The sequence below is a fragment of the Fusobacterium sp. IOR10 genome (assembly GCF_010367435.1).
Lineage (GTDB): Bacteria > Fusobacteriota > Fusobacteriia > Fusobacteriales > Fusobacteriaceae > Fusobacterium_B.
The window spans coordinates 70,381-96,287 of record NZ_WJWY01000004.1; the positions used below are offsets into that span (position 1 = coordinate 70,381).

At 26.0% G+C, this 25,907-nt stretch carries 32 protein-coding genes; 16 read left to right on the forward strand and 16 right to left on the reverse strand.

Going from position 1 to position 25,907, the window contains the following annotated elements; all coding sequences use genetic code 11:
• Positions 1 to 89: 89 nt before the first annotated feature.
• The 5 genes from GIL12_RS01760 to GIL12_RS01780 form a co-directional block, all read right to left on the reverse strand.
• Positions 90 to 1,142 carry an Abi family protein gene (locus GIL12_RS01760; RefSeq protein WP_163468500.1) on the reverse strand — a complete coding sequence of 351 codons (1,053 nt, stop codon included), beginning with the start codon at positions 1,140 to 1,142 and terminating at the stop codon, positions 90 to 92.
• A 148-nt stretch (positions 1,143 to 1,290) separates the two neighbouring features.
• A complete protein-coding gene (locus GIL12_RS01765; RefSeq protein ID WP_163468502.1) occupies positions 1,291 to 1,674 on the reverse strand; it encodes a hypothetical protein in 384 nt (127 codons plus the stop codon).
• Between the two features lie 225 nt (positions 1,675 to 1,899).
• Complete coding sequence (locus tag GIL12_RS01770; protein ID WP_163468505.1) at positions 1,900 to 2,658, reverse strand: NINE protein; 759 nt, start codon at positions 2,656 to 2,658, stop codon at positions 1,900 to 1,902.
• A 61-nt stretch (positions 2,659 to 2,719) separates the two neighbouring features.
• Entirely contained in the window at positions 2,720 to 2,932 is a 213-nt protein-coding gene (locus GIL12_RS01775) for a hypothetical protein (protein ID WP_163468507.1), read from the reverse strand.
• Between the two features lie 16 nt (positions 2,933 to 2,948).
• Positions 2,949 to 3,392: a helix-turn-helix transcriptional regulator gene (locus GIL12_RS01780; protein ID WP_163468509.1), complete on the reverse strand. Its 444-nt coding sequence runs from the start codon at positions 3,390 to 3,392 to the stop codon at positions 2,949 to 2,951.
• Positions 3,393 to 3,532: 140 nt separating this feature from the next.
• Here GIL12_RS01780 and GIL12_RS01785 point away from each other — a divergent pair, with 140 nt between their 5' ends.
• The 12 genes from GIL12_RS01785 to GIL12_RS01840 all read left to right on the forward strand — a co-directional run bounded on the left by GIL12_RS01785 (position 3,533) and on the right by GIL12_RS01840 (position 10,290).
• Entirely contained in the window at positions 3,533 to 3,688 is a 156-nt protein-coding gene (locus GIL12_RS01785) for a hypothetical protein (protein WP_163468511.1), read from the forward strand.
• 148 nt (positions 3,689 to 3,836) lie between these two features.
• The gene (locus GIL12_RS01790) at positions 3,837 to 4,298 is read left to right on the forward strand and encodes a hypothetical protein (RefSeq protein WP_163468513.1); all 462 of its coding nucleotides are present in this window, start codon (positions 3,837 to 3,839) and stop codon (positions 4,296 to 4,298) included.
• A gap of 269 nt (positions 4,299 to 4,567) precedes the next feature.
• A complete protein-coding gene (locus GIL12_RS01795) occupies positions 4,568 to 4,759 on the forward strand; it encodes a hypothetical protein (protein ID WP_163468515.1) in 192 nt (63 codons plus the stop codon).
• Between the two features lie 19 nt (positions 4,760 to 4,778).
• The gene (locus GIL12_RS01800) at positions 4,779 to 5,624 is read left to right on the forward strand and encodes a helix-turn-helix domain-containing protein (protein ID WP_163468517.1); all 846 of its coding nucleotides are present in this window, start codon (positions 4,779 to 4,781) and stop codon (positions 5,622 to 5,624) included.
• Complete coding sequence (locus tag GIL12_RS01805) at positions 5,618 to 5,809, forward strand: hypothetical protein (protein WP_163468519.1); 192 nt, start codon at positions 5,618 to 5,620, stop codon at positions 5,807 to 5,809. Before GIL12_RS01800 ends, GIL12_RS01805 begins: the two co-directional genes overlap by 7 nt.
• Positions 5,806 to 6,507: a ParA family protein gene (locus GIL12_RS01810; protein WP_163468521.1), complete on the forward strand. Its 702-nt coding sequence runs from the start codon at positions 5,806 to 5,808 to the stop codon at positions 6,505 to 6,507. The genes GIL12_RS01805 and GIL12_RS01810 overlap by 4 nt, the downstream gene beginning before the upstream one ends.
• A complete protein-coding gene (locus GIL12_RS01815; RefSeq protein WP_163468523.1) occupies positions 6,494 to 7,183 on the forward strand; it encodes a hypothetical protein in 690 nt (229 codons plus the stop codon). The genes GIL12_RS01810 and GIL12_RS01815 overlap by 14 nt, the downstream gene beginning before the upstream one ends.
• A gap of 18 nt (positions 7,184 to 7,201) precedes the next feature.
• Positions 7,202 to 7,699: a hypothetical protein gene (locus GIL12_RS01820; RefSeq protein ID WP_239056031.1), complete on the forward strand. Its 498-nt coding sequence runs from the start codon at positions 7,202 to 7,204 to the stop codon at positions 7,697 to 7,699.
• The gene (locus GIL12_RS01825) at positions 7,699 to 8,217 is read left to right on the forward strand and encodes a hypothetical protein (protein WP_163468525.1); all 519 of its coding nucleotides are present in this window, start codon (positions 7,699 to 7,701) and stop codon (positions 8,215 to 8,217) included. The genes GIL12_RS01820 and GIL12_RS01825 overlap by 1 nt, the downstream gene beginning before the upstream one ends.
• A complete protein-coding gene (locus GIL12_RS01830; RefSeq protein WP_163468527.1) occupies positions 8,218 to 8,502 on the forward strand; it encodes a hypothetical protein in 285 nt (94 codons plus the stop codon).
• 365 nt (positions 8,503 to 8,867) lie between these two features.
• Positions 8,868 to 9,071 (forward strand): helix-turn-helix domain-containing protein, encoded by a 204-nt coding sequence (locus GIL12_RS01835; RefSeq protein ID WP_163468529.1) that lies wholly within the window; start codon positions 8,868 to 8,870, stop codon positions 9,069 to 9,071.
• Between the two features lie 10 nt (positions 9,072 to 9,081).
• The gene (locus GIL12_RS01840) at positions 9,082 to 10,290 is read left to right on the forward strand and encodes a tyrosine-type recombinase/integrase (RefSeq protein ID WP_163468531.1); all 1,209 of its coding nucleotides are present in this window, start codon (positions 9,082 to 9,084) and stop codon (positions 10,288 to 10,290) included.
• Between the two features lie 79 nt (positions 10,291 to 10,369).
• Here GIL12_RS01840 and GIL12_RS01845 read toward each other — a convergent pair whose 3' ends face one another.
• The 8 genes from GIL12_RS01845 to recJ form a co-directional block, all read right to left on the reverse strand.
• Complete coding sequence (locus GIL12_RS01845) at positions 10,370 to 10,900, reverse strand: SIMPL domain-containing protein (RefSeq protein WP_163468533.1); 531 nt, start codon at positions 10,898 to 10,900, stop codon at positions 10,370 to 10,372.
• 93 nt (positions 10,901 to 10,993) lie between these two features.
• Complete coding sequence (locus GIL12_RS01850; RefSeq protein WP_163468535.1) at positions 10,994 to 11,758, reverse strand: amino acid ABC transporter substrate-binding protein; 765 nt, start codon at positions 11,756 to 11,758, stop codon at positions 10,994 to 10,996.
• Positions 11,755 to 12,402, reverse strand: coding sequence for an amino acid ABC transporter ATP-binding protein (locus GIL12_RS01855; RefSeq protein ID WP_163468537.1), 648 nt, complete (start codon positions 12,400 to 12,402; stop codon positions 11,755 to 11,757). The genes GIL12_RS01850 and GIL12_RS01855 overlap by 4 nt, the downstream gene beginning before the upstream one ends.
• Positions 12,402 to 13,028, reverse strand: coding sequence for an amino acid ABC transporter permease (locus GIL12_RS01860; protein ID WP_163468539.1), 627 nt, complete (start codon positions 13,026 to 13,028; stop codon positions 12,402 to 12,404). The genes GIL12_RS01855 and GIL12_RS01860 overlap by 1 nt, the downstream gene beginning before the upstream one ends.
• Before the next feature lie 2 nt (positions 13,029 to 13,030).
• The gene (locus tag GIL12_RS01865; protein ID WP_163468541.1) at positions 13,031 to 13,801 is read right to left on the reverse strand and encodes an amino acid ABC transporter substrate-binding protein; all 771 of its coding nucleotides are present in this window, start codon (positions 13,799 to 13,801) and stop codon (positions 13,031 to 13,033) included.
• Positions 13,802 to 14,117: 316 nt separating this feature from the next.
• On the reverse strand, positions 14,118 to 15,224 hold the full coding sequence (locus GIL12_RS01870) for a M20/M25/M40 family metallo-hydrolase (protein WP_163468543.1): 1,107 nt from the start codon (positions 15,222 to 15,224) through the stop codon (positions 14,118 to 14,120).
• A 92-nt stretch (positions 15,225 to 15,316) separates the two neighbouring features.
• Positions 15,317 to 16,903, reverse strand: coding sequence for a ClC family H(+)/Cl(-) exchange transporter (locus GIL12_RS01875; protein WP_163468545.1), 1,587 nt, complete (start codon positions 16,901 to 16,903; stop codon positions 15,317 to 15,319).
• 124 nt (positions 16,904 to 17,027) lie between these two features.
• Positions 17,028 to 19,598, reverse strand: coding sequence for a single-stranded-DNA-specific exonuclease RecJ (gene recJ, locus GIL12_RS01880; protein ID WP_163468547.1), 2,571 nt, complete (start codon positions 19,596 to 19,598; stop codon positions 17,028 to 17,030).
• Between the two features lie 301 nt (positions 19,599 to 19,899).
• Here recJ and GIL12_RS01885 point away from each other — a divergent pair, with 301 nt between their 5' ends.
• The 4 genes from GIL12_RS01885 to GIL12_RS01900 are packed head-to-tail and all read left to right on the forward strand — an operon-like array spanning position 19,900 to position 23,655.
• On the forward strand, positions 19,900 to 20,586 hold the full coding sequence (locus GIL12_RS01885) for a response regulator transcription factor (RefSeq protein ID WP_203522477.1): 687 nt from the start codon (positions 19,900 to 19,902) through the stop codon (positions 20,584 to 20,586).
• A complete protein-coding gene (locus GIL12_RS01890; RefSeq protein ID WP_163468551.1) occupies positions 20,576 to 21,916 on the forward strand; it encodes a HAMP domain-containing sensor histidine kinase in 1,341 nt (446 codons plus the stop codon). Before GIL12_RS01885 ends, GIL12_RS01890 begins: the two co-directional genes overlap by 11 nt.
• A gap of 22 nt (positions 21,917 to 21,938) precedes the next feature.
• Complete coding sequence (locus GIL12_RS01895) at positions 21,939 to 22,514, forward strand: LA_2272 family surface repeat-containing protein (protein ID WP_163468553.1); 576 nt, start codon at positions 21,939 to 21,941, stop codon at positions 22,512 to 22,514.
• A gap of 19 nt (positions 22,515 to 22,533) precedes the next feature.
• Positions 22,534 to 23,655, forward strand: a complete 1,122-nt coding sequence (locus GIL12_RS01900) for a cytochrome c biogenesis protein/redoxin (RefSeq protein WP_163468555.1) — start codon at positions 22,534 to 22,536, stop codon at positions 23,653 to 23,655.
• A gap of 35 nt (positions 23,656 to 23,690) precedes the next feature.
• Here GIL12_RS01900 and GIL12_RS01905 read toward each other — a convergent pair whose 3' ends face one another.
• From GIL12_RS01905 to GIL12_RS10160, 3 genes are read right to left on the reverse strand one after another with little or no spacing between them, the layout of a single operon-like run.
• Complete coding sequence (locus GIL12_RS01905) at positions 23,691 to 24,356, reverse strand: HAD family hydrolase (protein ID WP_163468557.1); 666 nt, start codon at positions 24,354 to 24,356, stop codon at positions 23,691 to 23,693.
• A gap of 3 nt (positions 24,357 to 24,359) precedes the next feature.
• The gene (sfsA, locus tag GIL12_RS01910; RefSeq protein WP_163468559.1) at positions 24,360 to 25,094 is read right to left on the reverse strand and encodes a DNA/RNA nuclease SfsA; all 735 of its coding nucleotides are present in this window, start codon (positions 25,092 to 25,094) and stop codon (positions 24,360 to 24,362) included.
• Positions 25,095 to 25,109: 15 nt separating this feature from the next.
• Positions 25,110 to 25,712, reverse strand: coding sequence for a sugar O-acetyltransferase (locus tag GIL12_RS10160; protein ID WP_163468561.1), 603 nt, complete (start codon positions 25,710 to 25,712; stop codon positions 25,110 to 25,112).
• Positions 25,713 to 25,907 lie beyond the last annotated feature (195 nt).

Sequence of the window (25,907 nt, forward strand, 5' to 3'; positions counted from 1 at the left end):
TTTCTGTACTATAAATAGTACACTTTTTCAGATTGTTGTGTTTTTTAATGAAAATCAACAAAAAAAGAGCCTAATTAAAGGCTCTAAAATTATAATTCATCTTTTTGTTTAACATTAGCAATAAGCTTATTTTTACTTTTTTCTTGTTCTTCTGAAACATAAAAAGCCAATTTATTAATTCTAAAAATAAAATTATCTGGTAGCTTAGTTATATTTATATATTTGTTAATTATTTTTGATTCCGTAGAGAATAAAAAATTTATTTCTTGTAACATGGAAAGCACTAAAGCTTTATTTTTTATTAAAATAGTTAATGCTAATATCATTCCATAAATATCTCTTCTCCCCAAAGAAGTTTTAATGTCATCTTTAGAAAAGACTAATGGGGCATTAACAAATATTTTTTCTAAGCATCTAGGAAGTAATTGATATTTATTTTCGATATTATATGTTATAAATTTACCATTATGGGCTATTTTATTTCTAAACTTTCTCACGATAGTTAACATATTTTTTAAAAAATCAGTTTTATCATTTTTTGAAATATTATAATTTTGTAAATATTCTTCATAAATTTCTTTTTTATCTGTTCCTTTTAAAGCACTATATAAATCTATAGAAGAATTAAATTTTATATTTTTAAAAAGAACCCAAGGCGGAATATGATTATGGTTTTCTCTATAAAAATTCGTTGGTGGATCTTTGGTTTTTAAAGATGTTCTTTTTATGTTCCTTAAAAGCTTCTCCAATTTGTACTTTCTTTCAGGATCTGCATCAAATTTTTGAAAGTTATCTTCTTTTAAAAAAGAATCAGCTTCTACTCCAAAATTATTACTTATGGAATAAGCCAAATTAGTCTTAAAATTATTTTCTGCAAAGACACTATATTTAAATAATATATTTTGAAAATTTTTATCAAATTGTAAAAATTTGAACATAAAATTGAGAGTAGTCCCTTTAAGATATGTATCATTTTTATCCATAAAACATTCTTTATATCCGTTTACTATATCATAATAAGAAATTGATTTTATTATTTCTAATTCTTGAACAGAAAAATTTAAGTTTAAACCATATTTTTCTTTTAAAATATTTAGCTGCTCAAGGTATGTTTTAAATGGTTTGTCATATTTTTTTTCCAAAATAAACTCCTTATAAATTAAAATCCTACCACAGTAAACTATGGTAGGATAGTCAGTCAGCGACATATAATGCCGTTAGGACCAAGTCATCTAATTTGTACACATAGTTTACCATATTTAATAAAATAATACAACAGCAAAATAATCCCTATTCTAAAATTTTAGCATAATCTCCTTTTTTTATTGGAGCTTCTGTTTTAAAAATTCTATTTGTAAAATCTTCTGAATTTACATTTAAAGATCTTAATTTTTTAGTATATTTTCTCGTAAGAATCGTAGGAATAATAAAAGGATTTGTTTCTATTCTTTCGATTGATTGACAAATAATAACTTTATCTAAATGTTCTACAACTTCAACAATGTCTTTATATATTTCCATAATTTCAACATCATTTCCTTCAAAATCTGAAATTTTTTCTCCTGTTTCAAATATTTTTATTTTTGTACCTTTCTTAAATTTAATTTTATTTTTAAAACAAATCATAATTGTATATTGATCCATTATTTCAACGACTCTTCCTATTTCACTCATTTTTAACTCCTTCTATTTTTCAATGTTTTTTTATTTAGTAGCATCTTTTACAAGGCTGCCTAGCACCTATTTCAGATATATCTATTTCTAATATTGTTTTACTTCTCGATAAACTAGGACAACTCTTAGTGGAATGATATTTTTTTCCTTTTGGAGTAATAAAAACTATTTGATTTGCTATAGTATAAACTGTAAAAATTGTGAAAAATAAAACAATTAATTTTCTCAATTGTTATTATTTAGATTTTCAGAAAAATCTACTTTATATGAAATATTTACAGATATTTCATATTCTTCTTCATCTTTTTCTATTGATTCCCCATCAAAATATTTATAATTACCGCCAGTTATACTATGAGTTATAGCTTTTATTTGCCCATTTTTAATAAGTTCTCCAACTAAAATGTTATCTTCTCTAGGAACATACCCAATACACCCGTGATAACTTAAATTAACTTTAATTGCATTTTCGTCGTATTCATTGTCTGGCTCAAATTCAAATTCAATTTCGTTTTCCCATTCTTTAGTTTCAGGGACTTCATAAACTTCCATCCCAATAGGATAATCTTTTATTTGAGAAGCAGTAAGTCCGTCATATTTTTCAAAAGATAAATATTTTTTTTCTTCTTTAACAAATCTTTTAATTAAATCTTGTCTTTCTTTACCATCTTCATTTTCATAAAAAGTACCTGCTACATCAAAAAAGAAAATCTTGGTTTTAGGTAGAATTGAAGTTTTTGGTATGATGTATCCATCACTATCAACTTTTTTAAAAAGGCAAAGAATAGCTTCTATTATTCCAGCTATTCCTGAAAGGTAAGTCCAAGAAAAGACTATATAAAGTATTCCTAAAAAATATTTTTTTTGATAGAATTTATGTGCTCCAAATGTTCCTAAAAAGAAAGCCAAAAAGAAAAAAGGCATTTTCTTTATTCTCGTAGGCTCTTGTTTCTCTAAATCTATAATTTTTTCTAAATCTTTCATAATTTCTCCCCCTTAAATTTTTATAAAAAAAGCTCTCTTTAAAATCTAAAGAGAGTCTTTCTTAACTTATTAATTTCAAACAATTACAAGCAAAAAATATAAAAGCAGCAATAAATAAAAAGCTCCATATTCTATTTAACTCTGGAACTCTTTTTTTAGAATGACTATCATTAAAATTACAGTTTTCCAATGTACAATTAGAGAAATAAAACCCATAATTAATGCTACCACTATTATTATTATTTTCATTATTTGACATATAATTTTTATTCATTACAACACCTTTTGTTTTATTTTTTTTGAGACTTTAAAAAATTAATAAAAGTTCTTACTTGTTCTTTTTCACTATCTGTTAAATCATCTGTTAAATCTGATTCTTTAGAATCTAATTTAGAATTAATTATTTCTCCTAAATTAATATTTCCTTTATTGCCACAAATATTATTTTTAGATAAATGGTTGTATTCTTCATAAATTTTAAAATCCTCATCTTTAAGGTAACCTATAATCTTATATAATTCTTTATAATCTAGCTTCAGTCCTTTTGCTATTTTTTGAATAAGGAAAGGATTTATTTTTAATAATTTTCCATTCTCAAGCCTAGAATAAAGAGAACTAGTTATATTTAATTTTAAAGAAACTTGATTAAGTCCTAAATGTAATTCTTTCCTTTTTTCTATTAAACAATTAGCTAGCTTTAATCTATTTGCTTCAGGAACAATATACTCATCCATAAATTACCTCCTATTCTTATATATTATTATAACTCATTTTAGTTCACTAAATGGAATAAAAAATAAAAAAGCGTTCACTTTAGTGAATGAAGATGATATAATTCTTTTAATCACTAAAGTGAATGTAAAAAGGAGGTTCTATGACTTTAAAAGAAATTAAAATAAAGGTATTGTCTAAAGATTTAACTATGAAAGAATTAGCTGAAACATTAGGAGTTTCTAGAGAATATATGTATAGATGCATAAAAAAAAATCATGAAATAATTATTGAAAAAATAAAAAAAATTTTGGAGTAGCTATACCTGTTAATTAACAGGTATAGTAATTATTTTATCATATTTAATAGAACATTTAACAAATAAGCAAGGGGCTTTAATTTATTTGTTGGAGTTGCTAAGAAATTCTTAGTGATTTCAATAAGCAAATTAAAAATTAGGAGGGAAAATGAATAAACAAAAAGGATTGTCAGTGGAACTTGAAAGAAGTATGAACCTACAAGTGCATATAATGACATTTGAAGAAGCTTTAAGGAACGCATCCGTTATTGATAGGCTAGATGATAAAAGGAGGATTAAACTGTATGATGTCTTGTCCTGGAATAATGATATGTCTAAATCCTTTTATAAAAAATTATTAACTATCTCTGAAAAAATAAGGGATCCAATAGTAAATCAAGAAGTTTTAGATTTACTGAAACAAATGAAAGAGTTCCAAGAAAAATTTACAGTTAGCATTGGAAAAGAAAAACAAGAAGATTTTCATTATGAAAGTCTTGATGATAATTTAAGAAATTATTTAATCAATTATGCTGTTCAAGCTAGAGAAAAATTAAAAATAGATAATAGCAAAGTTGAAACAAAATTAATATTAGAAAGTATTGAAAGGAAAATGAGAAAAGATGATTAGATGTCCTGATTGTCACATGAAGATTCGTGTATATTGCACCAAACATAAGCAAGGGTGGACATTTAGGTACTACAAATGCCCTATATGTGGAAAAACATTCATAACAAAGATTATAAAAATCGAAAAAATTGTAAAAATTGTAAAATAAAAGGCAGCCACCGACCAAGATAACTACCCTTAGGAATATTATGATATATCCCCCTAACACTTTGATATTATCATAAATTCAGCTCTTGGTCAATTACTTTGTAAGATTGTGAGGAGGAATTATGAAAATATTGGTAAAAAATGGAAAATGGAATGTAAATTTTGGACAAGTAAAATTAGAAATAAAGGTTAAATACGATAGAAAAAACAAATTATTTAGTCTTGAATTTTACAATGAAAATGAAATTATAAAAATTAAAAGTAAAAATATAGATAAAACTTTAGCATTTTTAGAAAAAAAATTAGTAGCATAATAAAATTGGAGGAATAAATATGAGAGATATGAGAGAAAGAAATTGGTTCTGGATAGAAAATGATTTGATTGATAGAACTGATATAAATATCTATGAAAAAATGTTATATATATGCCTTGCTAGACATAGTTATGGAAAAAATTATGCTTTCCCTGGGCTAGATACTTTATGCAACGAGCTAGGAATAAAAGATAAAAGAACAGTAACAAAATATACAAAGAATCTGCAAAAAAAAGGATTCATTTCTATTGAAAAAAGAAAAGGAATGGCAAACAAATATTACTTAAATAACATTGAAAAAGTAGATACATTTGATGTAGGTACATCTCATGTAGGTAGTGACATCTCATGTACTGGAGTAGATACATCTCATGCAGGAAGTAGTGACATGGGATGTACCTCTAATAAGACTCTAATAAGAAATACTAATAAAACTACTACTAGCACAAAAATTGAAGAAGACAAAAAAGAAAGTAGTAGTTATGAATTTCTAAATAATAAAAACCTTGATAAAATAACAATAAATTTAATTAATAAAAATATTCATGAACTAAAAGAAAAAACTTTTAATGAAATCTATAATCAAATCAAGAAACAAAATACTTCAGGAAAATTCAAAAGCTTTGATGCAGTTTTATATCAAGCACTAAAAGGGGAATGGATTATAGATTCTAAAATTGAGAAACAAATTGATGTTACAAAAGCATCTAAATCAATTGCTAACTATTGCTTAAGCTATTTAGATGTTAACTGGAATAAGCAACAAATTTACGAGCTGCTAAAAACATCAGCAAATACAACTGAAATTTTTGAAGGAGCTAAAAAAATAATTGATGGTTATTTTGAAAAGGGGGTAGCATGCTAAATTTTGGATCTAATAAAATTGAAAAGAAGAATAAAATTCAAATCATTAAAAGATTACTAGAAAATGGTTATACTCTACAAACTATTGAAAAAGAAAAACTTTTTGATTCTAAAACTTTGTTTGTCTACTTGAAAAACAATGCAAATCAATTTAGAAATATGCACTTCAGGAGGAATTCCAAATGATATTGATAAAAAACAATAAAGGTGGAGTCGGAAAAAGTCTTATTACTTACTGGCTAGCTAAAGGGATATCAGAACTTGGATATAAAACTTTAATTTTAACTTCTGATAATCAAAATAATATACTTTCATATGCTGGATTTGAAGGAGAATATGGAGTTGGATTAGAAGCATGGCTTTCAAAAGGAATTGGAGAATTAATTCATCTTTCTAAAAATTTAGATTATATTCCACTTACTGAATATAAATTAAAAAGAAATTTTGAAGAAAAGTTTAAAAACTTGATAAAAGAATTAAAAACAAAATATGACTACATTTTTGTTGATGGTTCTCCTACACTTGGCGGCGATAAAGTGTTCATTAAAACAGCTTCACAGATTATCATACCCACTTATTTGGATGAGATAACAACCGAGGGTATAGTTAATATACTTAATGTTGTGGATGACATAAAAAAAATAAAAAGTATCATTCCCAATAGGTGTGGAAAATCAAAAATTGAAAAAGAAATTTTTCTAGAATTAAAAGAAATTTCTGATAATGCTGGAATACTTCTTACAGAACCAATTAAACAAAGTTCAATAATAACTAATTTAATTGCCAAGCATAAAAGCATCTGGGATAGTAAAGCTAAACCTACTGAATACATTAGAGCTGAGCTATTAAAGGTTATTGAGGTGATTATAAATGGCAATGAATAAAAGTTTAGCTAAATTAAAAAATAAGCTAGAAACAGAAACTTATAAATCAAATTTTGATTTCGAGAGTTACGAAATAGATCCAGAAACTAAAAACTTCATAATTGAAAAAGAAAAGAATTTATCAAAAAACTTTAGGAAAAATTCAGACTTAATGTTTCAAATATGTAAAGATTTATATGAAGTTTCAATTAAATTAAAAGAAAATAATGTCTTTATGAATTGGTATGAAAGTTGTGGTCTTAGCAAAGATTTGGTCAGTTGCTTTATGAAAAGATATCGGTTGTATATTGAGTTCCAAGATAACAAAGACTATATTTCTTCTCTATCTGATCTGGCCGTTAAATATCTAACAAATAAAAATGTTACTTATGATGATAGAATTCAAGTAATTGAAAATAAAATAAAGAATGCTGAAGAAATAAAAGAAACTCTTTTACCTGGTGAGCTTAAAAATCAAAAAGAATTTTCACATAAAAGAGAATTTAATTATTTTGATTTTAAGAATATTGAAAAAATCAAAAAGAAAATATTAATTGCAGAACCAGTAGAAATTAATAAAATAAAAAATGATATAAAAACAATGAAAAAAGAAATGTTGGAACTTGAAAATTTACTTAAAGAAAAAGAAAATACTTTATCAAATGAAAACAATATTTCTTTATTTGAAAAAAACTAGAAAAGGATGTGAAATAAAGTGATATATGTATGCAAAAATGAATTTCATATCAATAAAATAGATAATGATGGCTGCATTGTCGATAAATATTTAAAGATATCTAAAGAAACCAAATGGGTAAAACATAGAGATTGGATGTATGGAATACAAAAAATTCATTTGGGTGGTAAAAACAGCAGGTGGATAGAAATTACAGAAGATCGTTTTAAAAAATATTTTGAAGAGCAAGAATATAATTTAATTTTAAATGTTAGAAAAGAATATTTTGACGAAGTAAAAAGTGGTAAAAAGAAATATGAATACAGATTGTTTAATGATTATTGGAAGAAAAAAATATGGTTTGTTGATTGGATAGATAATGTAATTATAAAATTAGGATACCCTAAAAATATTGAGACAGAAAAAATCATCAAATTTAAGTATCAGGGATATGAAATAGAAACAATTAAGCACAAAGAGTTTGGAGATAAACCTGTAAAAGTTTTTGCAATCAAGTTAGAAGGAGTAAAAATATAATGGAAAAACATGAAGAAATAAAAAAGGAATTGAAAGAATGTATGGAAACTTTCTCAAGCAGCATTAGAAAGAATTTTTTAAGAAAAAATAGTGAAGAAATAAAATTATTAAAAAACATGAAAAAAAATAGTAACATTTCTGAAAAAAGTTATATTTGGAATGTCCAAAAGAAAATAACACATTTGATAGAAATATGTGAAGAAGTATTAGAAGTCCCACAAAGCAATAAATCGTGGCTGTACAAATATATCATAACTGGACAATTAGATGATTTTGTTAGAAGAACTATAGAGAAGTTTGAAGGTTCTTCTTGTTCAGGAGATAAAGAAAGTTTTACTATAGGAACTTGTATTAATGCCATTAGAAGCAACAAAAATATTTCTTTGTATCAAACTTATGATAATGATGACAAGAAGGCTTACTGGAGTCCAGCTTCTTTTAAAGATACAGATTCTGTATTTAAATTATTTGAAAGCTATTTGAAAATAAAAAATATTGTAGAACAAGGAGTGAAATAAATGTTTATTAGTATTACTAATCAAAAAGATTTCATCTTAGATTTCATTAAATATCTAAAGACTTCAAAGAATTTAAAAATGAAAGGCTTCGGTATAGATCCTGAACCAATGTTGAAAATTATAGAAAATGAAATAGGCAGAGCAGCAATCAATAAGTTTGAGAATGTAAAGCTTAAACTTATACCAGGTAGCAGTAGTTTTGATCGAAAAGATGTTTTCTTTCCGTTCAAGGTCAATTCTATTGATTCTAAAAAAGGAAAATTAAATTTAAAGTATTTAAAGTAATAAAAGAAGAGTAGCTAGGAACTACTCTTCTAAGGAATGATTAAGTTTGAGATCCTAATCATTCTAATTATAGCATAATAATATGGAGGTACAAACATGACAATTAAAATAAAAAAAATAGAAGCAAAAGAAATATTAGAACAAAATAAAAGAGTGCTAGAATTATATTTAAGACAATTAGAAGTATAGGCTCATGAAGAAAAATAAAGTAATCCTATATATTAGAGTTTCAGATATCATGCAAGAAGAAAAAGAATCTCTTTCTTATTAAAAAAAAAGAATGCCTTTGTTTGATAAGAAATAATGTAATAGCCCTTTTTATTTAATAAAAACAATAACATATATATTAAAATGGAGGTAAAATCATGACAAATTTATTATTTACAGTAACAGAAGCTTCTAGACTTTTAAAAACTAACAGGAATTATGTTTATAAATTAATTGAAAGCAAGCAATTGAAAGTTCTAAAATTAGGAAGTTTAAAAATAAGAAAAGAAGAATTAGAAAGATTTATCAATGAAAGCGAAGGATTAGATCTTTCTGATCCTTTTGATGTGAAAGTAGTCTAAGGAGGCAACTATGAGTACTAGAAAAAGAGGGGATAAATGGTATTATTCTTTTGAAGCAGCAGTTGTAGATGGAAAAAGAAAAAGAATTGAAAGAGTAGGAGGTAAAACAAAAAAAGAGGCAGAAAGAGCTTTAGCTAAAGCTCTTTCTGAATATAGCAATAATGAAAATATTTCTCCTAATAAAATCTCATTTGGTGATTATTTGGATTATTGGTACAAAAATTATGTTGAATTAAATTGTAAATATAATACACAAATATCTTATTTAAATCTTATTAAAGCGGTAAAACTTGAACTAGGTTATTATAAATTAAAAGATTTAAATACTCTTGCTGTTCAAACTTTTATAAATAAAAAGAGTGGACAGGGATATAGCAAATCTATGATTGTTAATTTAATAACAATTGTTAGTGGATCTTTAAAATATGCATGTAATACGGCTAATTTATTAAAATATAATCCGGTTTCTTCTATTAAAATTCCTAAATTAGAGACTACTAAAAATAGATATACAAAATTAATTAACTTAAATGATTTTAAAAAAATAATGGAAAGATTTAAAAATCCAAATAAAACTCATATAATGATTGCTATAGGTTTTTATACAGGATGTAGAATTGGAGAAGTTACTGCTCTTACTTGGAATGATATTGATTTTGATAAAAATACTATTTCCATAACAAAACAACTTTATAATAGAGGAAAGGTTTGGTGCATTGGTACCCCTAAAACAAAAAGTTCTGTAAGAACTATTTATTTTGGGAATATTTTAAAAAAAATATTATTACAAGAAAAAAAAGAACAAAAAGAAAATGAAGAAGAATATAATGAATATTACAATTATTACTTTTTAAAAGAAAAAAAAATAATTAATGAAAATGTTAAGATATTAATTAAAGCTGAAAAAGAAGCTGCTGAACATATATTATTACCTAAAATTGATTTTATATGTAGAAACGAAGCTGGAGTTCTTATGACATCAAATACTTTTAAATATCCCACAAAAGTAATTAACTTTGAATTAGGAATTCCTTTTAATTTTCATAGCTTGAGACATACCCATGCAACTTTATTAATTGAAGCTGGTGCTAATATAAAAGCTGTTCAAAAAAGATTAGGACATGCAAAAATTCAAACTACTTTAGATACATATACACATGAAACAGATAAAATGAGTTTTGAAGCTAGAGATCTCTTTGAAAAATTAACAAAGGATTAATTATATAATAAAAAATATGCCAACATTTCAAAAAATGTTGGCATACCGTAGACATTCCTACATATTTAATCTATTTTTACTACTTAACTTCTGGTTTATTCAATGTAAACTTAGCTACTAATTCTATGTGACTAGTATATTGATTTCCACTTAAATAAACTCCTTCTTTTAATAACTCTTGTAGTTCTTTTTTTATATTATTTATTTTTTCTACTTTTTTAGTATATACTGTTATTTTTTGAGTTCCTAAATATATAAAATCTAGCTTTTCTCCATTTGAATATCTACTTCTATCTTCTATTTCTATATTTGAAACTGAAATTTCCTTATCATCTATTCCTTTGTTTATTAAAAAATTTCTAACTTTACTCTCTGATTCTTTCAATGAATCATATAGACTTTCTAAATCATTTGAATTAGTTATGTATTCTATTGGCATTAACACTGTATCAGCTAAAAAATCCTTTTCTGATAAACCTTTAACTGTAACCACTCTTTCATATTCCTTTATTTTAACTGCTGATTTTCCTCCTAAATATCCTAAAGATGAAAATCCAATAATTATACATATTCCCAATATCCAAGCCCAAAGATTATTTTTTTTATCCATACATCCTCCTTGTATAATTAAATTAAAAATAAAAGCATTACAATATATATAATTATATCATAATGCTTTTATTTTTTATTAAATATTTAACAATTATTCTCCGAACCATTTAACATATATTTTTTTATAAGTTCCATCTAATTTCATTTCATCAATTATTTTATCTATTTCTTCTCTAAGGGAATTATCTTCTTTTCTAAAAGCTATTCCTGAAGCATCTCCTTCTAAAATACTTTCACTAGACATTGCCAATGTTTTGTTTTTAGAATTATAATATCCTCCTGCTGAAGAAGCTGCAACAACTGCATCTAATCTTCCTGCTTCTAAATCCATAAGAGATTCAATTAATGTTCCATATTTTTTAACTTTTTTGATTCTAGGAAAAACTGCAGTTTCTTGAAGTGCAAAGTCCCCTGTACTTCCAAGTTGTAATCCTACTATTTTACCAGCTAGTTCGTCTATTTTAGAAATTTTATTATCTTTCTTTGAAAAAATTACTTGTCCACCTTGGTAATATGGTTTAGAAAAAGAAGCTTGCTTTTCTCTTGCTGGAGTTATTGACATTCCGCTCCATACCATATCTATTTTACCACTTTTAAGTTCAAATAAAATTCCATCCCATTCACAAGGTTTTAATTCTAATTTAACACCCATTCTTTTAGCTGTTTCCTTTGCTAAATCAATATCAAAACCAACAATTTCACCTTTATCATCTCTAAATCCCATTGGGGCAAATGTATCATCTAGTCCAACTATAAATTTTCCATTTTCCTTAACTCTTTCTAAAGAATTATCCTTGGAAAAACTCACTACTGAAATTCCTAGAATTAGTAACATCACCATTATTAATTTTTTCATTTTTTCCCTCCTCTGTTCTCTCTAATTTCTTGAATATATCCTCCACCAAAAACCACAACTCTATCTGATACATTATTTACAAAGTTCATTTCATGACTAACTATAACCATTGTAATATTGCTTTCTTCTCTCAATTTTTCAATAACACTCAGTACTTCTTTTACCATTTCTGGATCCAAAGCTGATGTTGGTTCATCAAATAATAATACTTCTGGATTTCTTGCTAAAGCTCTAGCTATGGCAACTCTTTGTTTTTGTCCACCAGATAAAGTTTTTGGATATACATTAGCTTTATCCTTAAGACCTACTCTATCTAATAATTCTAAAGCTATTTCCTTTGCAACTTTTTTATCCATTTTATCCACAACTATAAGGGACTCCATTATATTATGAGCCACTGTTTTATGAGGAAAAAGATTAAAGGATTGAAATACCATTCCCATTTTTTTTCTATCAGGAATTTTTATTTCACCACCATTAATTTCCTCAAGACCTATAAGACATCTTAAAAATGTTGACTTTCCTCCACCTGAAGAACCAATTATTGAAATAACTTCACCCTTTTCTATATCTAAATTTATTCCTTTCAAAACCTCATCTTCATTATATTTTTTTTGTAGATTTCTTATTTCAATATAACTCATTATATCATCACCTTTTCTTCTAATTTTTTGAAAAACCAAATTATGATTACTGACATTAGAAAATATAGAACTCCACAAATTGCAAAGGGTATTATTGAAAAGTCTCTTGTTACTAGTTCTCTAGAATTTCTAAGTATTTCTGCCATTCCTATTGCTGAAACTAAAGAGGTATCCTTAACCAATGCTATTGCTTCATTTGATAATGGAGGTAAAGCTGTGATTAAAGATTGAGGAATAATTATTCTAATCATAGTTTGCCAGTAACTAAGTCCTAAAACCTTAGCTGCTTCATATTGGCCTTCATCTATTCCCAATATACTTCCTCTAAAGATTTCACAATAATATGCTGCATAGTTTATTACAAAAGTAAGAGTAGCTGCTGTGAAAGCTGATAAAGTAATTCCAACTATTGGAAGTCCATAATAGACAAAGAACAATTGTAATAATAATGGTGTTCCTCTAAAAATAGATGTATAGGCTACTATTATATTATTGATTAGTCCTTTATTTTTCAACCTCCCTAGGGAAAAAAGTATCCCTAGTGGAAGTGAAAATATCATTGTCATTATGTATAGGTTAATAGTTAGCCCCATACCTTTTAGTATGAATAAAATATCGTTTTGCATAATTATTTCTCCTCTTTTCCAAACCATTTTTCATAAATTACTTTAAATGTTCCATCAGCTTTCATTTCAGATAGCTTATTATTAATAGCTTCTCTAAAAGCCTTATCTTCATTTCTCATTCCAACTCCATAATACTCTTTTGTTAAAGATTCAGAAGAATAAGTTAAACCATTCTTTTTAGAGTTGTAATACTTTCCAGCTACAGCATCTACAACAACTGCATCTATTCTTCCAGCTTCTAAATCCATTAGAGCTTCAACATTTGTTGCATATTTTTTAACTGCTTTTATACTTGGGAACACTTCACTTTTTTGAAGTGCAAAATCTCCAGATCCTCCTAATTGTACCCCTACTATTTTCCCTTTAAGTTCTTGAACTTTATTTACTTTATTATCTTTTTTCGAAAATATTATTTGTCCATCTTGAAAATATTCATCTGAGAAAGTAATTTGTTTTTTTCTTCCCTCAGTTATTGTCATTCCATTCCATACCATATCTATTTTTCTGCTTTTTAAATCAAAAATTATTCCATCCCATTCCAGAGGTTTAAATTCAGCTTTAATTCCTAATCTCTTTGCAACTTCATTTGCTAAATCAATATCAAAACCTACAATTTCACCTTTTTCATCTCTAAATCCCATTGGTGCAAATGTAGCGTCTAATCCTACGATCATCTTTCCTGCTTTTTGAATTTTAATTAAAGATTTATCTGCTCCAAAACTCAGTGTTCCAATTCCTAAAACCATAATAATAATTGCTAATATCTTTTTCATAATATAATCCCCCTTTAAAATTTCATTAACTCTTATAAAATAAAAAGCCACTTAGAATATATCCAAGTGGCTTTCCTTCAAAAAGAAAATGTTAAGATTTAATTCCACCATAGATACAGACTCAAAATTTGCATTTAAATATGAGTCTGTATTCATGACACTGTCATTTACAAACTCTCTACCTATAGTGATGATGTATAATGTCTAAATTAAATGTTGTTATTAACATAATCTTCTCCTTTTTATTAATTGTTAGGAACATGATACATCATATCTTTCCTTTTGTCAATATTTTTCTAATTTTATTGAAATCCCTCTAATTTATTTTTACAAATTCCACTAAAATATTTACAACTTTTTTTAATTCATTAATGGAAACTTGTTCTTCTAATCCATGTACTTTTTCCATTCCACAAGAAAAATTAATAACTTTAATTCCCTTGCTACTTATAATATTTGCGTCACTTCCTCCACCTGAAACACATAATTTAGGAGACACACCTACATTTTCACAAGCTTCTTTCAATTTTTTTATAAATAATCCATTTGTTTCATATTTATAACCCTTATAAGTTTCTTGAAAGCCACCTTGAAATTCTCCATTATATTTTTCACATGAATTTTTAATGCATTCCATCATATGATCCATTTGATTTTTTAATTTTTCCTGGTCTCTGCTTCTAACTTCACCTAATATCTTAGTTTTTTCAGGAACAATATTAGTTGCATAATCTGAATAAATTCCAGAAATATTAGCTGTAGTTTCCTCATCTATTCTTTGAAGTTTCATTTGAGAAATAGCTTCACAAGCCATTCTAATTGAACTTTTTCCTGATTCTGGATCAGCTCCAGCATGGGAACTTTTCCCTGTAAAAACTCCCTCTAAAACAACATGTCCAGGAGCAGAATATATAATTTTTCCAGCCTCTCCACCATCATCTAATATTATCCCACTTTTAGATTTTATTCTAGAATAATCTAGATTTAAAGCTCCTTTTAAACCCATTTCCTCTGCAACTGTAAATACAACCTCTATTGTTGGAAAATCTATTTCTTCTTCTTTAATAGTTCTAAGTAATTCAATTATAATACTTACTCCAGCTTTGTCATCTGCACCTAGTATTGTATCTCCTGAAGATTTTATTATTCCATTATCTATTATAGGTTTTATTCCTTTTCCTGGTTTCACTGTGTCCATATGAGCTGAAAACAATATTGGTTCTTTCGATTCATTTCCTTTTAAAGTACAGTATAAATTTCCTATATCTCCTCCAATTTTTTCCCCAGCATTATCAAAAGAAATATCACATCCTAATTTTTTAAAATCATTTGCTAACACCATTGCAAATTCCTTTTCTGAGTAACTTTCACTATCAATTGTTACATATTTCAAAAATGTTTCAACCAATCTTTTTTCATTCATATAAAACCTCCCAATAAAAAATTCCAGTATAATTATTTAGAATAGTTATACTGGAATTTTATTATTTTGTCAAATTTATTTTATATTAAATCTTAATTTTCTCCACCTATAATGATTTTTTCTCCCATTTCCATAAGTTTCAAAGTCATATTATTTGCTGTTCCTTCATCTGTTAAAATAACTATTATATCACCACTTTGCACCTTGTCATTTCCATTTGGAATAATTTCCTCATCTGCTCTTTCCAATGCAACAACTAGGCATCCATCTGGCCACTTAATATCCTTTATACATCTGTTGTCAAATCTTGTATCTGGACCAACTGCAATTCTTGTAATTACTTTCTTTTTGCAACGTCTCTCTTGAAATTTAGTCTTAGGTAACATATTTAAAAGTAATGTATCATATATTGGTTTCATTTGTAATAATTCTGAAATTAAAAATGTTGCCATACAAGTTACTACTAAAGGGAAAAAATGAGCAAATGATCCTGTCATTTCTAGAATTAGTATTGTTCCTGTTAAAGGTGATTTTACAACAGCTGTTAAAAAAGCTGCCATTCCTAAAATAACAAAATAAACTTCATATCCTGCTGTTAATCCAGGGAAATAATTTATAACAATCATTCCATAAACTTTCCCAACTAAAGCTCCTAATACTAATATTGGTAAGAATATACCTCCTGGAGCACCTGAACCATAACACATTAATGTAAAGACAAATTTTAAAACAAATAAAATTATTAATGTTTTGTAAGCAAATGGTTCATTAATTATTCTCTCTGCTAATCCATGCCCTCCTGAAGTTACATCCATAAAAAATAATCCTAAAAAAATACTTGTGATTACAACAATTATAGGTCTAATCATTGGAGGTATTTTTATTTTTGAATATAATTTTTGAAAATAAACAATTCCATCAGAAAATAATTTTCCTAATATTGTTACTATTAGAGCAAATAACACTAATAAAAAATAATATTTTAATTGATATACAGTTGTTACATTTTGTAAATCAAAACTTGTTCCAAAACCAAAAAAGAATTTAGTTACAAATTCTGCACATACAGAGGCTATTAAAATACAAGTTATTAGAAGAGGTGACATAAATTTATGTATTTCTTCTATTGCAAAAACTACCCCTGCAAAGGGAGCTCCAAAAGCTGCTGTTAAACCAGCACTTGCACCACATGTAACTAAATATTTTTTATCATAATCTTTTCTTTTGAAAATATCAAATATTCCTCTTCCTATTTCTGCTCCCAATTGAACTGATGGACCTTCTCTACCCATTGACATACCTGTTCCAATGGCTACTACCCCACCAAGGAATTTAGTTCCTAATTCTCTACACCAATTGAAATCCATTTGTCTTGCTATTATTCCCTTTACTTGAGGTATTCCACTCCCTTTTACCATTGGATATTTCACTATGATATATCCTAAAATTAAAGAAGTTACAATAGCAAATAGGACAAGAAGCCCTATAATTTTAAAATTCATATTGTTTCTAGCATAAGTAAAGTAAGCATCCCTATGCTCATTTACAAAATCGAGACATATTCTATATCCCACTGCTACCACTCCTGATAAAATTCCAACAATGGCTGCTAATAAATAAAGATCCATATGGGACCTCAAATAACTCCCTACAGCTCTCCTGGCTGTGTCACTTTTCATAAAAATCTCCCCTTAACCTTTTTTGTAAAATTTTTTATTCTTTTAAATATACGCCCTTAAACTACCATTTTTTATGAATAAAATCAATATTTTTTTGTTAAATTATACTTAACAATTTTATTTTTTAAAATAAAACCTTTATATTTTCAGTGGCAAATATTTCTTTCCCATTTTTTATTTTCTTTAAAGTTGAACATTTTTCATTTATAGATAATTTTTTAGACCAAATATTTTCTTTGTTAATCAACAAAGGTTCTTCAATAAAATTAATATTTTTAGGTATTTCAAAATCATCCTCAATTGTTTTAAATTCACAATTTTTTATATTTTTTTTATTTAAAACTAAGCTTTTATCAATATATTCTTTCAATTGATAATCTAAGAATATATAAAAATCATATCCATTTTCTATTTTTTCAGAAGTTTCAATATAATTTTTTATTTTTTCTTTCTTAAAAAAATTATTTTTAGTAACTAATAGAGCTTTTTTTCCTATACTTTTGTAGTACAAAGATATTGTTTTAATCAATACCCCTATCCCTCTGTTATTTTTATAAATTCCTAAAATATTTTCTTTTTCCTTAAATATTCCCTTTAATATTTTCTTTTGAAAAGAATTATACTCTAGTTCTCCTATTAAATAATTTTTTATTTCTTTAAATATTTCCCCATCTTTTATTTTATAGGTTTCAAAATTATAATCTCTATCTATTTCCACATACACATTAAAATTGTCATCTGTACCAACTATTTTAATCAATGAAAGTTTAAAATTATATCCAAAATATTCCTTTGATTTTATTAAAATATAAGAAATTGCCTCATCTAACTCTCCAACAGTAACTTTTCTATCTGTTACATAAACTTTTCCATCACTATAAATTATATTAAGTTTACTACCTATCTCTTTTCTTGTATAAAAAACTGTCTTTATTGGAAATTTAGTGTCATATATTTCAAAATTTTTAATAGCCTCCATATTTAAATATTCATTACTATCAACTGATTTTTTAACATCCTCAATAAATATTTTATATTGATACCTATTTTTGTATCTCTCCATTTTTAATTTAAAAGCTATATCTAAAAGATAACTTTCTCCTATGAAATTATACATGTCCCCTGCACCAAACCAAACGCAATTTTTTATTTCTACGTCATTTTTCACTAAATTAAGCATTAAATGATTTTTCTCTTTTCCTATTTTTCTTAAATTTAAATAGCTACAATTCTCAATGGAAAATAAAGGTGTGGAATTTCCAAATCCAAAAGGCTCCAATAGGGATAATTCCTCTAAAAAATCATAAGATATCTTGTGAACACCTATTTTTTGATCTATTTTTATTGGTTTTAATAAATATTTATCCCCTAAGTTTTCATGAACATGGGCATCTAATTTCTCTTTAAATATATTTATTTTAGAAATTTCTATTGTAAGTCCTGCTGCTCCAGCATGCCCACCATATTTCACAAATAATTCTTTCATTGAATTTAAAGCTTGAATAATACTAAAACCTTCTATACTTCTACAAGAACCTACAGCTATTCCCTCTTCTTTTTTTATGTTTAATATTACTGTTGGTTTATAATATTTGTCAACAATTTTTGAAGCAACTATTCCAATAACACCACTATGAAAGTCTTCATGTGCAACTACTATTGAGCTATTTTCATAAAGCTTTTTATTTTCTATTTCATATTCCACTTTAGATAAAATACTCTCTTGCACTTCTTTCCTTTCCTTATTTTTATTTAATAAATCATAGGAAATAATATCACATTCTTTATTATCGTTACTTATTAATAACTCAACACTTTTTTTTGCATCTTCTAATCTTCCTGCTGCATTAAATATAGGAGCTATTCTAAAACCAATATCATAGGTATTGTATTCTCTAGTTCCACTATTCTCATAAAGTTTTCTCAATAAAAATTTCAACCCATTCCATTTGGTTTTACCTAAAATTTTTAGTCCATTTTTTACAATTATTCTATTATCTTCAACTAAGGGAACAATATCTGCAACTGTTCCTATTGCAACAAGATCAATATACTTATATACATATGCTTCCATATCTAATCTTCTATATAGTGCTAAAAGCATCATAAAAGCAGTGCCTACCCCTGCTAATTTATCAAAAGAAAATTCATTTTCCTTTCTTTTACAATTAATTACAGCTAAAGCCCTTGGTAATTCCCCATTAATTTCATGATGGTCAGTGATAATTACATTCATTCCTATTTTATTTGCATACTCTATTTCTTCAATGGAAGATATACCACAATCAACTGTTATAATTAAATCTGCTCCATTGTCCTTAATTTCTTTTATAGCTTTTTTATTAAGTCCATATCCTTCATCCCTAAGGGGAATATAATAATCCACTTGTATTCCCAGCTCTTTAAAAGCTAAAACTAATATTGTTGTTGAAGTAACTCCATCAACATCGTAATCTCCATATATACAAATTCTTTTATTTTCTTTTTTTAATTTTAAAATTATATTTATACTTTCTTCCATATCTTTAAGAGTAAATGGATCTCTTAAATCTTTTAAATGTGGATTTAAAAATTTTTCAATATTCTCCTCTCCAAAAACTCCTCTCTCTTCTAAAATGGAAAGAATATTTTTACTATACTTGTCATTTATATATTCATTATTTTTTTCCTTATATATCCATCTTGTATTCCTCATAATATTCCTCCTTTTTTCATTCTATATTATACACTAAATTATTTAAAAATATTAATAATTTTAATCTTCAATTATTTTTTTAACATTAACTTAACTATTCTAGATGAATTATTAGCTGCTATTATTTTAAATTCAGGATAATTCATAATAAACTATTCTTCCTACCTTAATTTCTTTTTCATCATTTCTCCATTTTTATTTTTTTTAATTCAGCTTTTTTATTTCTTAATTTTTTATTAATTTTTTGCTTTATATATACTTTCATTGTAAAATTAAATTAATAAATAGGGAGGTGTTATTTTTGAAATTATTAATCGTTGACGATGATAAAGATATCTTAAATATGATTAAAATATATTTAAATTCCGAAGGATATGAAATATTAGAAGCAGATAACGGTTTAAAAGCTTTAGAAATATTAGACAAGAATCCTGATATAGCTCTTATTATTTTGGATATCATGATGTCTAAATTAAATGGTTTTGATACTTGCGAAAAAATAAGAAAAAAATATACAATGCCTATAATTTTTCTAACTGCAAAAATGGGTGAATTTGATCAAATTTTAGGATTCTCGTCTGGTGGAGATGATTATATTATAAAACCCTTTACTCCAATAGATCTTTCTCTTAGAATTAAAGCTAATATTAGAAGGTATTTTAATTATTCCAAATTAGATATAGAGCAGCCTATAATTGAAATTGGTGATTTATGTATAAATACTAAGGCTCATGTTGTTACAAAAAATAAGGAACTTTTAAAATTAACTAAAACTGAATTTGGAATTCTTCAATTACTTCTAACTAACAGAGGCAGAATTTATAGTATTGAACAGATCTACGAATATGTTTGGAATGAAAATTGTATCATCAATGTAGATAATACTGTTTCTGTTCATATAAAAAAACTAAGAGATAAAATAGAAGACGATGGAAAAAATCCAAAATATATTAAAACTGTTTGGGGAGTTGGATATCGTGTGGATTAAAAAAATTTCTTATATCACAAATGATTCTTTAAAAGGATATTTAATTTCACGTTTTTTATTTTTTCTTATTCTAAATTTTTCAATTTTTGTAGCTTCAGAGCCTCTGGAAAATATAATTGTAAGTCATCACGTAGAAATTCAATTAAAAAAAGATATAAAAGAAATAGATCAAATTATAAATTCTATAAAAAATAAAATAGAAAAAAATAATTTAACCATCAGTGAATCTTTGAATATTAAAGAACTAAGCTCTCTTAAAAATTATAAAATATTATTCTTAAATTCTAAAAATTTTGATTTAAACAGTTTTGAACTTTTTACTGGAGTAGATTTAGAATATGCTGATTTATTTACTAAAAAATATCATATCCAGTTTAAAAATGAAAAAGGAACTCTTTATATTTTCCCTTCTAATATTCAAGATATTTTTGGATATTATGATATAATTATTTTAACAACCTTATTTTTAATTTTAATCATTGAGATGATTTTTGTTTTAAAAAAACCTCTTAATTATATAAAAGAAATTGAACAAGATATAAATAAAATTTCAAATGGAAACTTTGAACATCGAATTCCTTTAAGATATTCAAACGAACTTACAAAACTTTGTCAGACAGTCAATGAAGCTGCTGAACTTATTTTAAAAACTTTAGAAAATGAAAAAGAAAATGAAATAAAGCAAAGAAAACTAATTACAAATATGTCTCACGATTTAAGAACTCCTTTAACTTCTATTATAGGATATTTAAATTTAATTTCATTAGAAAATAAATTTACCAATGAAGAAAAAACAAAATATATAAGCGTAGCTTTAAATAATAGCTATAGATTAAATAGTTTAATCGATGAATTATTTTATTATTCCAAACTTATCAACACCGATCTTAAATTAAATTTTAATATTATAAATATTGGATTATTTTTAAACCAATACATTACTGAAGAAGTTTCTGATTTAAAAATAAATTTTGATTCTAAAAAAATATTTTTAAATCTTGATATCCCGCAAACTCAAAGAATACTCGATAACATATTCAGTAATATTAGAAAATACAAATCTAAAGATAGTGAAATAACTATAAAAATAATAAAGAAGAATAATATGGCTAAAATTATTTTTGAAAATGATACTGAAGAAAACTTAAAAAATAAAGTTCATCTTCTTTTTGAAAGGCTTTATGTTTCTAAAGAGGAAAGAAACGATTCCTCTGGGCTTGGACTTGCAATTGTTAAAGAAATTGTAAAAATTTTAAAAGGAAATGTTTACATAGAATATGAAAACAAATTATTTAAATTAATTTTAGAATTTCCTATTGTTAATTTATAAAATATTTAAGGAGGAATTATATATGAAAATAAACAAACTATTATTAGGAGGACTATTTATCTGTTCTACAGCATTTGGATCTACTAAGACATCTCAACTCTCAATTTTACCTGGAGTTCAGCTTGGAGCTACTAAAGAAGATTCTATATCTTCTTTCAGTTTTAATATTCTTGGAGCTGAAAATAAAAATGTTTCTGGATTTGATTTATCTTTAATCGGTTATAGAAAGATTAATGGAGATTTTAACGGTTGGCATTTAAATGTTTTCCCTGATATCTTTATGGTTGATGGTGATGTTAATGGATTTACGTGGTCTACTTGGAATAATGTAAAAGGAAATTTATACGGAGCCTCTGTAGGAGTAGTTAATAAAATTGGACAAGATTCTGGATTTAATCTTGGACTTGTAAATTATGTTCAAGGACAATCAGGAGCTCAAATTGGTCTTTTTAACTATTCAGAAAGTGTTAAATTTTTCCAATTAGGTTTAGTCAATGGAACTAAAAATATCAATGGAGTTCAAATAGGATTAATCAATTATGCTGCTGATGGACTTGTCCCTGTTTTACCTCTTCTAAACTTTAGATACTCTTTTTAACAAAATATAAGGAGGAATTATGATTTTTATAATAGCTTTTTTAGCTGGGATCCTTTCATTTTTTTCCCCATGTATTTTACCTATACTACCAATTTATATTGGTTACCTAGGAACTAATGATTTTAAAAACAAAAAAAATATAATTATGAATACAATTTTTTTCTCAATTGGAATCTCCTTTGCTTTTTTCTCTTTAGCATTTGCTTTTTCCACTTTTGGAAACTTTTTCAACAATTATAAGGATATTATTGTAAAAATTGGAAGTTTATTTATTATATTTTTAGGACTATTTCAACTAAATGTATTTAAATTTAATTTTTTAGAAAAAGAGAGAAAAATACCCTTTAAAATAAAAAAAATGAATCCATTAATAGCCTTTATTTTTGGTTTTACTTTTAGTTTTTCTTGGACACCTTGCATTGGCCCAGCACTGTCATCAATTTTAATAACTATTTCAACTTTAGAAAGTTTTAATAACGGTGCTCTTTTAATTTCAGCCTATACTGCTGGGTTCATTATTCCATTTTTAATAACAGGATTGTTTTCTTCATATATATTGGGCTTAATTAGAAAAAATAACAAATTATTTAAATATACTAACAAAGTTATTGGTGTATTTATAATTCTAATTGGTTTATTTTCACTTTTAAATTCTAATAATTTTCAAATTGAAAACTACTCTCAAAATATTAAGATAGAAAATGAAAAAAACTTAAATTCTAATGGGAAAAATGACCTTGCATCAAACTTTAATTTGAAAAATCAATATGGAAATTTTGAATCTTTATCTTTATATAAAAATAAGGTCGTATTCCTTAATTTTTGGGCAACTTGGTGCCCTCCTTGCAGAGATGAAATGCCCCATATTGAAGAATTATATAAAGAATACGGAGAAAATAAAAACGATGTAATTTTTATTGGTGTTAACAACGAGGAGCACTTAAAAATGACAAAGTTTTTAAATGAAAATAACTACTCCTTCCCATCAGTAACTGATGAAAAAGAACAAGTTTTTAAAAATTATAATATTACTGCTTTCCCAACTACTTTTATAATTGGTAGAGATGGAAATATAGTTGATGTTATAGTTGGAGGAACTTCCAAAGCTACAATGAAAAAACACATTGAAAAAGCTAGATAAATAATAAAGGTGTTGGAATTCCAACACCTTTATTATTATCCTAATTTTTTTATTTCTTTTTCTAACTCCACAGTATCTTTAGCAAACAACTTAGCTCCATGTTTTATTAAAACTTCCTTATCCCTAAATCCCCATAAAACTCCTATCATTTCCATATTAGAATTCTTTCCTGTTAAAACATCCACTTCTGAGTCTCCTATATAAACAGCCTCTTCTTTAGCTATATTTAAATTCTTTAAAGCTCTGTGTATATTATCTGGTGAAGGTTTAAGAGGTGTTTCCCCATTATCTCCAATTGTAAAATCAACAATATTACCAAAAAATTTATCTGTTATAATTTTAGCAGAATCTTCAGCTTTATTAGTGATAATTGCAATTTTATAATCTTCCCTATGAAGTTTTTCCATTAATTCTTTGACCCCTTCATATGGAGCTGTTTTTATCATTGAATGATCTTTGTAGTAAACTAACATTTCTTTATAACATTTTTCTATAATTTCTTGACTTGTTTTTATTGGAACAGCTTTTTCTATAGTCCATTTAATTCCATGTCCCACAAAACTTCTAATTTCATCCTTTGTTCTCTTTGGGAGATTATTCATTTCTAATATGTGATTAGTACTATCTGTTAAATCATCTAGTGTATTCATTAAAGTTCCGTCCATGTCAAACAATACTGCTTTAATCTTTTTAATTTTCATATTTTATTTTCCTTTCACAATTTCTTGTATATGTATTTTTTTATCAGTATAATATATATTACCATTTTTTAATTTTAATTGTATTAGAAAAATTTCAACACCTTTGTTTTTAGCTTGGTAAAATGCTTCTGAAAATACTTTGTCTGTTTCCCAATTTGGTGTAAATAGATCAGAATCTCTAAATACTAAAAACATTACACTTGCTCTCACATCTTTTCCCTTTGTTTCTAATATATTTACCAATGTATCCAAATGCTTAGTTGCCCTAATTGAGGGAGCATCTGGAAATATCACTTTTTTATTTTCAACTAAAGAGGCACCTTTTATTTCAAGCCAAATTTCCTTATTATCTTTTTTTAATAAATAATCCAATCTGCTGTGACCTATTTTCACTTCTGCCTTTAAAAAATCTATCTTTCCAAAGGGAGAAATTTCTTCATCCCTTAATATGTTTTCTGAAATATATCTATGAAATGCAGAATTTAATAAAATATCCTCTCCATCTTCTGCTTTTGCAGATATTAAATCCCACTGTGTTTTTCTCTTTTCTATATTTTTAGCTCTTCTTATATTTACAGTATTCCCTTCATAGAGTAATTCTTTTATTCTTCCACTATCATGTACATGAACCAAAACTTCACTATTATCTTTTAATTTCACTTTACAAATAAATCTATTTGGTCTTTCTAAAAATATTCCCTCTTCAGTTTCTCCTATTTCATATATTAGTTTTTCCATTAGTTCTCCTCTAAATTATAATAAATCTTTTTTAGAATCTTTTTCCGTTATTTTTCTAATGGATTTACAAGGATTTCCATAAGCTAAATAATTATCTTCTATATCCTTAGTTACAACACTCCCTGCTCCAATAACAACATTATTTCCTATGTGTACGCCATCTATAACAACTACATTACATGCAATCCACACATTGTTTCCTATGGTTATTCCCTTGGCATATTCACTCATGGATACATGCCCATCATCATATTTCATAAAAATTCTTTCTTCAGGTATCAAGGGATGATTAGTTGCCATTAAGGAAACATTTGGTCCAAACATTACATTATCTCCTATGGTTATTTTTCCATCATCCATTATTACAGTATTAAAATTAGCAAAAAAATTCTCACCTATATAGGTATGAGTTCCATAATTAAATTGAATAGGTCCTTGAAAATAATATTTCTCCCCAATGGAGCCTATAAATTCTTTAATTATTTCTAGTCTGTTCTCATCATATTCATCCATAGAGTTAAATTTTTGACAAAGTTTATGTGCTTTGTGTTTTATATCTTTTAATTCTTTTTTTCTAGCATCAAATAACTTTCCCTTGAAAATTTTATCTTCTTCCATAAAACTCCTCCCTATATTTTAAATATAATATTAATTATACTATACCATATAAAAAAAAGCTCCTCAAGTGTAGTGCACCCAAAATCTTAGACAAATAAGATGGAGGGTGCATTTCTTATGTCCAAATTAACAAATAAACAAAAAATAGAAATTTATGAAAGAAGGTTGAAAGGAGAAACAGTAAAATCTTTAGCT